The 11,736-nt window shown below is 56.4% G+C and carries 7 protein-coding genes and 2 rRNA genes (1 of these 9 only partly in view); 6 read left to right on the top strand and 3 right to left on the bottom strand.

The annotated features are described in order from the left end of the window. The 3 genes from ACA061_RS18125 to mrdA all read left to right on the top strand — a co-directional run. Nucleotides 1-2,102 (top strand): 23S ribosomal RNA (locus ACA061_RS18125) (it extends 792 nt beyond the left edge of the window). A gap of 156 nt (nt 2,103-2,258) precedes the next feature. Further along, nucleotides 2,259-2,374 (top strand): 5S ribosomal RNA (gene rrf, locus ACA061_RS18120). 219 nt (nt 2,375-2,593) lie between these two features. Then, a complete protein-coding gene (mrdA, locus tag ACA061_RS18115) occupies nt 2,594-4,486 on the top strand; it encodes a penicillin-binding protein 2 (RefSeq protein ID WP_497299785.1) in 1,893 nt (630 codons plus the stop codon). Nucleotides 4,487-4,685: 199 nt separating this feature from the next. On the opposite strand, the gene ACA061_RS18110 is transcribed toward mrdA, so the two are convergent. Together ACA061_RS18110 and ACA061_RS18105 are read right to left on the bottom strand one after the other, a co-directional pair. Continuing rightward, nucleotides 4,686-5,090, bottom strand: coding sequence for a lysozyme inhibitor LprI family protein (locus ACA061_RS18110; RefSeq protein ID WP_150604519.1), 405 nt, complete (start codon nt 5,088-5,090; stop codon nt 4,686-4,688). 55 nt (nt 5,091-5,145) lie between these two features. Continuing rightward, nucleotides 5,146-6,066, bottom strand: a complete 921-nt coding sequence (locus tag ACA061_RS18105) for an ADP-ribosylglycohydrolase family protein (RefSeq protein WP_210553184.1) — start codon at nt 6,064-6,066, stop codon at nt 5,146-5,148. Nucleotides 6,067-6,263: 197 nt separating this feature from the next. Here ACA061_RS18105 and ACA061_RS18100 point away from each other — a divergent pair, with 197 nt between their 5' ends. Beyond that, nucleotides 6,264-6,752 carry an SRPBCC family protein gene (locus tag ACA061_RS18100; protein WP_150592545.1) on the top strand — a complete coding sequence of 163 codons (489 nt, stop codon included), beginning with the start codon at nt 6,264-6,266 and terminating at the stop codon, nt 6,750-6,752. A 422-nt stretch (nt 6,753-7,174) separates the two neighbouring features. On the opposite strand, the gene acnA is transcribed toward ACA061_RS18100, so the two are convergent. Then, nucleotides 7,175-9,916, bottom strand: a complete 2,742-nt coding sequence (gene acnA / locus ACA061_RS18095) for an aconitate hydratase AcnA (RefSeq protein WP_497299784.1) — start codon at nt 9,914-9,916, stop codon at nt 7,175-7,177. A gap of 222 nt (nt 9,917-10,138) precedes the next feature. Between acnA and rlmM the strand changes: the two genes are divergently transcribed. Together rlmM and tusA are read left to right on the top strand one after the other, a co-directional pair. Continuing rightward, nucleotides 10,139-11,212: a 23S rRNA (cytidine(2498)-2'-O)-methyltransferase RlmM gene (gene rlmM / locus ACA061_RS18090; RefSeq protein WP_150604516.1), complete on the top strand. Its 1,074-nt coding sequence runs from the start codon at nt 10,139-10,141 to the stop codon at nt 11,210-11,212. 166 nt (nt 11,213-11,378) lie between these two features. Continuing rightward, nucleotides 11,379-11,630, top strand: a complete 252-nt coding sequence (gene tusA / locus ACA061_RS18085; RefSeq protein ID WP_003226616.1) for a sulfurtransferase TusA — start codon at nt 11,379-11,381, stop codon at nt 11,628-11,630. The last annotated feature ends 106 nt before the right edge of the window (nt 11,631-11,736 follow it).

The following is an 11,736-nucleotide window of genomic DNA, read 5'->3' as shown; positions in this document are numbered from 1 at the left end:
ATAGCTGGTTCTCCTCGAAAGCTATTTAGGTAGCGCCTCATGTATCACTGTAGGGGGTAGAGCACTGTTTCGGCTAGGGGGTCATCCCGACTTACCAAACCGATGCAAACTCCGAATACCTACAAGTGCCGAGCATGGGAGACACACGGCGGGTGCTAACGTCCGTCGTGAAAAGGGAAACAACCCAGACCGTCAGCTAAGGTCCCAAAGTTATGGTTAAGTGGGAAACGATGTGGGAAGGCTTAGACAGCTAGGAGGTTGGCTTAGAAGCAGCCACCCTTTAAAGAAAGCGTAATAGCTCACTAGTCGAGTCGGCCTGCGCGGAAGATGTAACGGGGCTCAAACCATACACCGAAGCTACGGGTATCATCTTAGGATGATGCGGTAGAGGAGCGTTCTGTAAGCCTGTGAAGGTGAGTTGAGAAGCTTGCTGGAGGTATCAGAAGTGCGAATGCTGACATGAGTAACGACAATGGGTGTGAAAAACACCCACGCCGAAAGACCAAGGTTTCCTGCGCAACGTTAATCGACGCAGGGTTAGTCGGTCCCTAAGGCGAGGCTGAAAAGCGTAGTCGATGGAAAACAGGTTAATATTCCTGTACTTCTGGTTATTGCGATGGAGGGACGGAGAAGGCTAGGCCAGCTTGGCGTTGGTTGTCCAAGTTTAAGGTGGTAGGCTGGAATCTTAGGTAAATCCGGGATTCTAAGGCCGAGAGCTGATGACGAGTTATCTTTTAGATGACGAAGTGGTTGATGCCATGCTTCCAAGAAAAGCTTCTAAGCTTCAGGTAACCAGGAACCGTACCCCAAACCGACACAGGTGGTTGGGTAGAGAATACCAAGGCGCTTGAGAGAACTCGGGTGAAGGAACTAGGCAAAATGGCACCGTAACTTCGGGAGAAGGTGCGCCGGTGAGGGTGAAGGACTTGCTCCGTAAGCTCATGCCGGTCGAAGATACCAGGCCGCTGCGACTGTTTATTAAAAACACAGCACTCTGCAAACACGAAAGTGGACGTATAGGGTGTGACGCCTGCCCGGTGCCGGAAGGTTAATTGATGGGGTTAGCTAACGCGAAGCTCTTGATCGAAGCCCCGGTAAACGGCGGCCGTAACTATAACGGTCCTAAGGTAGCGAAATTCCTTGTCGGGTAAGTTCCGACCTGCACGAATGGCGTAACGATGGCGGCGCTGTCTCCACCCGAGACTCAGTGAAATTGAAATCGCTGTGAAGATGCAGTGTATCCGCGGCTAGACGGAAAGACCCCGTGAACCTTTACTATAGCTTTGCACTGGACTTTGAATTTGCTTGTGTAGGATAGGTGGGAGGCTTTGAAGCGTGGACGCCAGTTCGCGTGGAGCCAACCTTGAAATACCACCCTGGCAACTTTGAGGTTCTAACTCAGGTCCGTTATCCGGATCGAGGACAGTGTATGGTGGGTAGTTTGACTGGGGCGGTCTCCTCCTAAAGAGTAACGGAGGAGTACGAAGGTGCGCTCAGACCGGTCGGAAATCGGTCGTAGAGTATAAAGGCAAAAGCGCGCTTGACTGCGAGACAGACACGTCGAGCAGGTACGAAAGTAGGTCTTAGTGATCCGGTGGTTCTGTATGGAAGGGCCATCGCTCAACGGATAAAAGGTACTCCGGGGATAACAGGCTGATACCGCCCAAGAGTTCATATCGACGGCGGTGTTTGGCACCTCGATGTCGGCTCATCACATCCTGGGGCTGAAGCCGGTCCCAAGGGTATGGCTGTTCGCCATTTAAAGTGGTACGCGAGCTGGGTTTAGAACGTCGTGAGACAGTTCGGTCCCTATCTGCCGTGGACGTTTGAGATTTGAGAGGGGCTGCTCCTAGTACGAGAGGACCGGAGTGGACGAACCTCTGGTGTTCCGGTTGTCACGCCAGTGGCATTGCCGGGTAGCTATGTTCGGGAAAGATAACCGCTGAAAGCATCTAAGCGGGAAACTTGCCTCAAGATGAGATCTCACTGGAACCTTGAGTTCCCTGAAGGGCCGTCGAAGACTACGACGTTGATAGGTTGGGTGTGTAAGCGCTGTGAGGCGTTGAGCTAACCAATACTAATTGCCCGTGAGGCTTGACCATATAACACCCAAGCAATTTGACTACTCGAAAGAGCATCAGATTGCGGTGTGTGAAGACGAAACGAACCGAAAGTTCGATGTTCACAAACACCGAAAGCTATCACATACCCAATTTGCTGAAGCGAGGCCAACTGGTCACGACTCAGTACCCGAATTTCTTGACGACCATAGAGCGTTGGAACCACCTGATCCCATCCCGAACTCAGCAGTGAAACGATGCATCGCCGATGGTAGTGTGGGGTTTCCCCATGTGAGAGTAGGTCATCGTCAAGATTAAATTCCGAAACCCCAATTGCGAAAGCAGTTGGGGTTTTGTTTTGCCCGCGAAAAAGTTTTCAGGCGAATCGAACCCCAACTTTCGCAAGAATCGCCACTGGGTAAAAACCTTCTTAAGTGACCGCGTAGTTTTTGGTATGGTGCAGCTCGTTTTTTCATGGACTGATGTCACGCCAAAGGATAGGCGCTCACTTATGCCAAAGAGTTGCTGCAGAAATGCCTGAACCTATCCCTATCAAGGATCACAAGAAAGAGACGCGTCTGGTCAACAAGCGGTTGATCGCCTGCGCTTTGTTCGTCTTCGCAGTGAGCTGCGCCCTGGTAGCACGTCTTTACATTCTGCAAGTGGTGGAGTTCGACTACCACTCGACCATTTCCGAAAACAACCGTGTCCATGTCCTGCCGATCCCGCCAACACGCGGACTGATCTACGACCGCAACGGTGTGCTGCTGGCAGATAATCGTCCCAGCTACAACCTGACCATCACCCGCGAGCGCGCCACCGATGTCAATCAGGAACTGGACGAGGTCATAGATCTCCTGCACCTCCCCGTCGAAGACCGAACAGTGTTCGACAAAGCCATGAAACAGTCCCGTCATCCATTCACGCCGGTAACGCTGTTTTATGAATTGACCGAAGAGCAGATTGCGGTCTTGGCGGTCAACGAGTTCCGTTTGCCTGGGCTGGATGTCGAGCCACAGTTCGTTCGACATTATCCGCTTGGCATGCACTTCGCTCACTCGATCGGCTATGTCGGTCGGATCAACGAAAAAGAATCCAAAACCCTCGACTCGGTGGAGTACCGCGGCACTCAGTCCGTCGGCAAGACTGGCATCGAACGCTTCTACGAAGCGCAGTTGCACGGCCATGTCGGTTACGAGGAGGTTGAAACCAATGCCCAGGGCAGAGTACTGCGTGTGCTGAAGCACACTGACCCTGTACCCGGCAAAAACATCGTTCTGAGCCTCGACGTGAAACTGCAAGAGGCCGCCGAAGCTGCCTTGGGTGGTCGTCGTGGTTCGGTCGTGGCGCTGGATCCGTCCACTGGGGAAGTGCTGGCGATGGTCAGCAACCCGAGTTTCGATCCCAATCTGTTCGTTACTGGTATCAGCTCCAAAGAGTATTCGGCGCTGCGTGATTCTATCGACCGGCCACTGTTCAACCGCGTACTGCGCGGCTTGTACGCACCGGGCTCGACCATCAAGCCAGAGGTGGCGATTGCGGGCCTCGACGCAGGCGTTGTCACACCGCAGACCCGAGTCTTCGATCCGGGTTACTACCAACTCCCGGACTTCGATCACAAGTACCGTAACTGGAACCACAGCGGCGACGGCTGGGTGGATATGGACGCTGCGATCATGCGTTCCAATGACACCTACTTCTATGACCTGGCGCACAAGCTTGGCATTGATCGCCTGCACGACTACATGGCCATGTTCGGTCTCGGCGAAAAAGTCTCGCTGGACATGTTTGAAGAGTCTCCCGGCCTGATGCCATCTCAAGCCTGGAAACGCACCACACGTCGACAAGCGTGGTTCCCGGGGGAAACGGTGATTCTCGGTATTGGTCAGGGCTACATGCAGGTAACGCCGCTGCAACTGGCTCAGGCCACCGCACTGATCGCCAACAAAGGAGTGTGGAACCGCCCACACCTGGCCAAGACTGTTGATGGCATGGCGCCGGTCGACGAGCATCCGATGCCGAACATCCTGCTTAAGGATCCGCGCGATTGGGAGCAGGTCAACCATGGCATGCAGATGGTTATGCACGATGCCCGCGGCATTGCCCGTGCGGCAGCGGCGGGGGCGCAATACCGTATCGCTGGTAAAAGTGGTACGGCGCAAGTGGTGGCGATCAAGCAGGGTGAACGCTACAACCGCGCGAAGACGCTTGAGCGCCACCGTGATAACGCCTTGTTCGTCGGCTTCGCTCCGGCTGAGCACCCGAAAATTGCGATTTCGGTGATGATAGAAAACGGTGAGGCCGGTGGTCGTGTCGCCGGGCCGGTGGTGCGGCAGATTATGGACGCCTGGCTACTCGATCAGGACGGCCATCTCAAGCCGCAGTATGCGGCGCCGTCGAAAGCGCCGGGTGATCCGCACGTGTAACCGATAACAGCTTCACAGCACGGTCTTACGCGGGGCTGAGCGTGCCTGAAGTTGTTGAACGTCACAGTTTCATGCAGCAACCGCACTGCCGCCATTGCTGGCAAGCCAGCTCTCACAAGGTTATTGAGTGTTCACACCTGAAGTGATCGCAATGAAATACCTGTGAGCGCTGGCTTGCCAGCGATATGGCCTTGAGCAATCAGGCCCCCGGCACCGGGCAACTCATGTCACCTTCTTCACACTTCAAGTACTGCTTCAGCGTTTCAACCCGCACCTTGGTCACAGCGGTCATGCAGTTGCTATAGATCAGCGGATACACACTCCCGCCCGTCACGCCCGAAGACGAAAACTTGCACTCGGCATCACGAAAACCGATCCATGCGCGTTGCGCACTGACCAACAGCTTCTTGCCATCAGGGTTGCCCTTCAAACGCCCGGTGACCTGCTGATACACCGCGTTCAACTCTTTGTCGGCAGCTTTGTAATCCTGCCCGGCACACTGATTCATCGTCGCCTGATCGCTGGCGTTGGCGCAGTCAACGGCGGCGTGGCTGAGGGTGGTGAATAGCAAAGGCGTCAGGGCCAGGAGCAGACGTGGGGACATGGAGATACTCGCTGTGTCGAATGAAAGTGCAGGCAGTGTAGTGATTGCACAGATTCTATTCAGGTACTTGTTGTCTTGAGGCTTCCAGCAAGCGATCCGCTGTAGCCGCAATCTCTTCACCATCATGCAGCAGGTCCAGCCAGTTGGCGGGAATGGCTCGCACGCCATAGTGGGCGCCGGCCAGCTGGCCGACAATCGCTGCCGTGGTATCGGCGTCATCACCCAGATTGGCGGCTTGCAGGATTGCCGCTGCAAAACTGTCGGTGTGCTGAAAACACCAAAGCGCTGCTTCCAGCGATTGGACGCAGTAGCCGCTACCACGGATTTCATCTATTGATTTCGTGAAATAGTCACATCGAGCTATCTCCGCGACTTTCGGTTGGCTGAAGGTTGAGGCTGGCAAAAAGCGCAGTTCTGTTTTGGACGCTCCAAGCAGAGCTTTGTTGATCAGCTCAGCCAACAGTTGGCAGCATTCGATTGCCTCGGGTGCTGCGTGGGTAGTTCGCGAGCTTTCGCTGGAGAAATGTCTGACTTTCCGGGCGTCTGGAAAGTAAAACAGCACCACCGGTGCCAGTCGCATCAGAGAACCGTTGCCAGCGGTATCCGGCTCGGTCGACCCCGCAAAGGGCTCACCTGTTTGCTGATATTGCGACAGCGCCTGACTGACGGTCATGCCTATATCAAAGCATTCGCCGGTCGCACTCAGGTAACCCCATTTCCACCAGTTGAGGTAGCGCCCCATTTGGTCTGTGGCGTCGAAGCCGTTCTTGATCAGCAGGCTTTCCGCCAGGCACAGCGCCATTGAGGTGTCATCCGTCCACTGTCCAGGCTTGAGGTGGAAAGGACCGCCGCCGACCATGTCAGTCAATGGTTGGAATGAGTTGCGTGGCTTGAACTCTACCGTGGTGCCGACCGCGTCGCCGCAAGCCAGGCCTAGCAGGGCGCCGCGATAACGTTCTGGGAGGGATGGCTGCATGATTCGTCCTTGTCCGGTTCAGCATCGATGGAAAAGGTAGCAGGTTCATCCGCTGGGTTGTGCTGTAAATAGCTCGAATCATCAACGGAAAATGCAGCCGGATGTTTCCTGCCTTTTGCACAGAGGAACCGCTTTGATACAACTTCACCTTGGACATGTGGTCATACAAGCCTACTGTTCAGAACAGGAGGTGACGTATGAAACCAGTACCCAATAGTTTCGAACGAAAAATCACGCTCAAGGCGTCGCGTTCACATGTCTGGCGTGCATTGGTCGATGCCGAGGCGTTTGGCCAGTGGTTTGGCGTGGCGCTGGAGGGAAGGCGTTTTATTGCCGGAGAATGGACGCAAGGGCAGGTCACGTATCCGGGTTATGAACATGTGTTGTGGAACGTGCTGATCGAGCGGGTCGAGCCGCAGCAATTGTTCTCGTTCCGTTGGCATCCGTATGCGGTCAATCCGAAGATCGACTATTCCCAGGAGCCGACAACGCTGGTCAGGTTCGAGCTGGAAGATTTCGAGGGTGGGACGTTGCTCAAGGTGTCTGAGTCCGGTTTCGCGCACATTCCCGACATCCGCCAGAAAGAGGCCTATTACATGGACAGTCGTGGCTGGGAAGAACAGTTGAGCAGGCTTGAGCAGTTTCTCGCGGAAAGCGCCAGGGCGCGTGAGCTTGATCGGGGCTGATAGGCTCTGCAGGTTGACCCGCAGACGCAGGACTCAGGGCAGTTGAAAGTCGCGCAAATCGCGGCTGGCATGCTCAACGCCTGACCCTTCTAAGGGTTTTCGGAAGTGCCTCTATGGCGAATGTCTTACACGCGATGGTAGCTTTTACGACTATTGCCGATTGGATCCACCACGTAATCTACACCCATCAACTGAAGCACAGGGAGTACTTCAGGATCACGGATGATCGACCATTGCAAGGATCGCTGCCGACAGGGAGTCGATAATGGTCTTGGGAAAAACCCGCTTCGGCGGGTTTTTTTTTGCCCGGAGAAAAGTACAAAATCCTGTAGGAGCTGCCGAAGGTTGCGATCTTTGATCCTGATCTTACAAAACAAGATCAAAAGATCGCAGCCTTCGGCAGCTCCTACACGGTTGTGCGTTTATGAAGCGATCAACTGCCGCAACACATAATGCAGAATCCCCCCCGACTTGAAGTACTCAACCTCGTTCACGGTGTCGATCCGGCACAGCACTTCGATTTTCTCCTGTCGCCCGTCTTCACGGGTGATCACCAGAGGCAGGTTCATGCGCGGTGACAGGGATACGCCGGTCAGGCCTTGAATCTCGAAGGTTTCCTTACCGGTAAGATTCAGACTCTTGCGGTTCTGATCGAGTTTGAATTGCAGCGGCAACACGCCCATGCCCACCAGATTGGAACGGTGAATGCGCTCGAAGCTCTCGGCGATCACTGCTTTGACGCCCAGCAGGTTGGTGCCTTTGGCCGCCCAATCGCGACTGGAGCCGGTGCCGTATTCTTGGCCGGCAATCACCACCAGCGGTGTTCCGGACGCTTGATAGCGCATGGCCGCATCGTAAATCGGCAGTTTCTCACCGGTCGGAATGTAGATCGTGTTGCCACCTTCTTCACCGCTGAGCATCTCGTTGCGTATACGAATATTGGCAAAGGTGCCGCGCATCATCACTTCGTGGTTGCCGCGACGCGAACCGTAAGAGTTGAAGTCCCTCGGCTCGACACCTTTTTCGCGCAGATAACGCCCGGCCGGACTGTCAGTCTTGATGTTGCCGGCAGGGGAAATATGGTCAGTGGTCACCGAGTCGCCGAGCAGCGCCAACACCCGCGCGCCCTTTACATCCTTGATCTCTGGCAACGGGCCGGAAATGTCGTCGAAAAACGGTGGATGTTGGATGTAAGTCGAATCGTCCTGCCACACGTAGGTGGCGGCTTGTGGCACCTCGATGGCTTGCCACTGTTCGTCACCGGCGAACACTTCGGCGTATTCCTTGTGGAACATGGCAGTGCTGACCTGACTCACCGCGTCGGCGATTTCCTGGCTGCTTGGCCAGATGTCACGCAGGTAAACCGGATTGCCCTGTTGGTCATTGCCCAGCGGTTCGCTGCTAATGTCGGTACGAACCGTGCCAGCCAAGGCATAAGCCACCACCAGTGGTGGCGAGGCCAGCCAGTTGGTTTTCACCAGTGGGTGCACGCGACCTTCAAAGTTGCGGTTGCCGGACAGCACCGAGGCGACGGCGAGGTCAGCTTTCTGGATGGCTTTTTCGATCGGTTCCGGCAATGGCCCGGAGTTGCCGATGCAGGTCGTGCAGCCATAGCCGACCAGCGAAAAACCGAGCTGGTCGAGGTATTGCGTCAGCCCCGCCGCCTTGTAGTAATCGGTGACTACTTTCGAACCCGGCGCCAACGAACTCTTTACCCACGGTTTGCGCGTCAGGCCTTTCTCCACGGCTTTTTTCGCCAAGAGCCCAGCGGCCATCATCACGCTCGGGTTGGAAGTGTTGGTACACGACGTAATTGCAGCGATGACCACCGCACCGTTTTTCAGGCGATAGGTGTGGCCGTCGTATTCATATTCCGTTTCTCCGACCAGATCGGCGTTGCCCACCGCGACGCCGCCACCGCCCTCGCTTTCCAGACGGCCTTCTTCCTTGCTCGTCGGTTTGAATTGCAAGTCGAGGAAGTCGCTGAAGGCTTGCGCGACATTCGGCAGCGAAACACGGTCTTGCGGGCGTTTTGGCCCGGCAAGACTGGCCTCGACGCTGCCCATGTTCAGCGCCAGACTGTCGGTGAACACCGGTTCCTGACCGGGCAGGCGCCACAACCCCTGGGCCTTGGTATACGCCTCGACCAGTTTCACCACTTCCGTCGGCCGTCCGGACAGACGCAGGTACTCCAGCGTCACGTCATCGACCGGGAAGAACCCGCACGTCGCGCCGTATTCCGGGGCCATGTTGGCGATGGTCGCGCGGTCAGCCAGCGGCAGGTCGGCGAGGCCATCACCGTAAAATTCGACAAATTTGCCGACCACGCCTTTCTTGCGCAGCATCTGCGTAACGGTCAGCACCAGGTCGGTGGCGGTGATGCCTTCCTTGAGTTTGCCGCTGAGTTTGAAGCCAATCACTTCCGGAATCAGCATCGACACCGGTTGCCCGAGCATCGCCGCTTCCGCCTCGATCCCGCCGACACCCCAGCCGAGTACGCCGAGGCCGTTGATCATGGTGGTGTGGGAGTCGGTGCCAACCAGCGTGTCGGGAAAGGCGTAGGTGCGGCCGTCTTCATCCTTGGTCCACACGGTGCGGCCGAGGTATTCGAGGTTGACCTGGTGGCAGATCCCGGTGCCCGGCGGCACTACGCTGAAGTTGTCAAAGGCACTTTGGCCCCAGCGCAGGAAGGCGTAGCGTTCGCCGTTGCGCTGCATCTCGATGTCGACGTTCTGCTCAAATGCGCTGGGCGTGGCGAACTTGTCGACCATCACCGAGTGGTCGATCACCAGATCGACCGGGGATAGCGGATTGATTCGCTGTGGATCGCCGCCGGCCTTGGCCATGGCGGCGCGCATCGCCGCGAGGTCGACCACGGCGGGGACGCCGGTAAAATCCTGCATCAATACGCGGGCAGGGCGGTACTGGATTTCCCGGTCGGAGCGACGCTCCTTGAGCCACGCAGCAATTGCCTTGAGGTCGGCGCCGGTGACAGTTTTTTCATCTTCCCAGCGCAGCAGGTTTTCCAGCAGGACTTTCAGCGACATTGGCAGTTTGTCGATATTACCCAGGCTTTTGGCAGCATCCGGCAAACTGAAATAGTGGTAGGTTTTGTCGTCGATTTTTAGTGTTTTAAGGGTCTTCAGGCTATCTAGGGACGGCATTGCAATCACTCCTTTGAATCCGCACTGCTACGGATTGAGGGGACGGGCAGAGCTATCAACGTAGCCCTGTTTTCATTAGCTGGCTAATAACTGGACTCTATGGAGAGAACCAAGGTTCCGACATCGGCTATCATGCGCCGGTTTTCGTGACAGGCTTTGCTTCAAAGCAAGGCCTGAGCATCGCGCAGGGGCCGAATGATCGCCCGCTGCTCAGGAGTAAGAATGAACACCCTATTCATGCATTGTCGGCCAGGCTTCGAAGGCGAAGTCTGCTCGGAGATTTCCGACCTCGCTGCCCAGTTGAACGTGTCCGGTTACGCCAAGGCGAAAACCGCCACTGCGTGCGCCGAGTTTGTCTGCACCGAAGAAGACGGCGCCGAGCGCCTGATGCGCGGTCAGCGTTTCGCCGAGCTGATCTTCCCGCGCCAATGGGCGCGCGGTGTTTTCATTGATCTGCCGGAAACCGACCGCATCAGCGTGATCCTCGCGCACATGGCCGAATTCCCGGTGTGCGGCAGTCTGTGGCTGGAAGTCGTCGACACCAACGACGGCAAAGAGCTGTCGAACTTTTGCAAAAAATTCGAAGGCCCGCTGCGCAAGGCGCTGACGGGCGCCGGCAAACTGGTGGAAGACGCGAGCAAACCGCGTCTGTTGCTGACGTTCAAAAGCGGCCGCGAAGTATTTCTGGGTATGGCTGATGCCGGTAACTCGGCGATGTGGCCGATGGGCATTCCGCGCCTGAAGTTTCCGCGTGAGGCCCCGAGCCGGTCGACGTTGAAGCTGGAAGAGGCCTGGCACCACTTCATCCCGCGGGATCAGTGGGAAGATCGTTTGCACAGCGACATGACCGGCGTTGACCTTGGCGCAGCGCCGGGTGGCTGGACCTGGCAACTGGTCAACCGCGGCATGCTCGTGACCGCTATCGACAACGGCCCGATGGCCGAAAGTCTGATGGACACCGGCCTGGTGCAGCACTTGATGGCGGACGGTTTTACCTTCAAGCCCAAGCAGCCGGTGGACTGGATGGTCTGCGACATCGTCGAGAAACCGGCGCGTAACGCGGCAATGCTCGAAGAGTGGATCGGCGAAGGGCATTGCCGCGAGGCGGTGGTCAACCTGAAACTGCCGATGAAGCAGCGTTATGCCGAAGTGAAGCGTTTGCTTGAGCGCATTGCCGATGGGTTCAAGGCCCGCGGCATCAAGGTCGATATCGGCTGCAAGCAGCTGTATCACGACCGCGAGGAAGTGACCTGCCATCTGCGCCGGCATGACGTGAAGAAAACCAGATCCCGCTAAATGCACACGTCCTCCCTGTGCTAGCTGCCGCAGGCTGCAATTTTTTGATCTTTCAAAAAGCAAAGATCGCAGCCTTCGGCAGCTCCTACAGGGAATTGGTGTAAAGCCACAGATGACCGAGCACCCGGCAATGCGCGACAATGCCGGCCAGTTTCAGGAGTTAATCATGAGTGAAATGATCGATACCCCGGTCGACGGCACCCTCGACGCTACCGGACTCAATTGCCCGGAACCGGTGATGATGTTGCACCAGCACATCCGTGACCTGGTGCCGGGTGGCCTGCTCAAGGTGATCGCCACGGATCCCTCGACCCGCCGCGACATTCCCAAGTTCTGCGTGTTTCTCGACCACGAACTGGTCGGCCAGCACGAAGAGGCCGGTACTTACCTGTACTGGATTCGCAAGAAACAGGCCTGAGCCTCAGGCAAGCGCAAAAACAACTGTGGGAGCCAGCCTGCTGGCGATGTGGTAGTCAATTCAACGTCTATGTTGACCGACTCTCCTTCATCGCCAGCAGGCTGGC

Source organism: Pseudomonas sp. LBUM1668, from assembly GCF_059695715.1.
The sequence above is the reverse complement of the archived record's forward strand: the minus strand, read 5'-3'. Positions and strand labels throughout refer to the sequence as shown.

What these genes read in the sequence shown, in the direction of transcription:
- ACA061_RS18110 (WP_150604519.1), bottom strand. Translation starts at nt 5,090, where the DNA reads ATGTCCCCACGTCTGCTCCTGGCCCTGACGCCTTTGCTATTCACCACC.
- ACA061_RS18100 (WP_150592545.1), top strand. Translation starts at nt 6,264, where the DNA reads ATGAAACCAGTACCCAATAGTTTCGAACGAAAAATCACGCTCAAGGCG.
- rlmM (WP_150604516.1), top strand. Translation starts at nt 10,139, where the DNA reads ATGAACACCCTATTCATGCATTGTCGGCCAGGCTTCGAAGGCGAAGTC.
- tusA (WP_003226616.1), top strand. Translation starts at nt 11,379, where the DNA reads ATGAGTGAAATGATCGATACCCCGGTCGACGGCACCCTCGACGCTACC.
- ACA061_RS18105 (WP_210553184.1), bottom strand. Translation starts at nt 6,066, where the DNA reads ATGCAGCCATCCCTCCCAGAACGTTATCGCGGCGCCCTGCTAGGCCTG.
- acnA (WP_497299784.1), bottom strand. Translation starts at nt 9,916, where the DNA reads ATGCCGTCCCTAGATAGCCTGAAGACCCTTAAAACACTAAAAATCGAC.
- mrdA (WP_497299785.1), top strand. Translation starts at nt 2,594, where the DNA reads ATGCCTGAACCTATCCCTATCAAGGATCACAAGAAAGAGACGCGTCTG.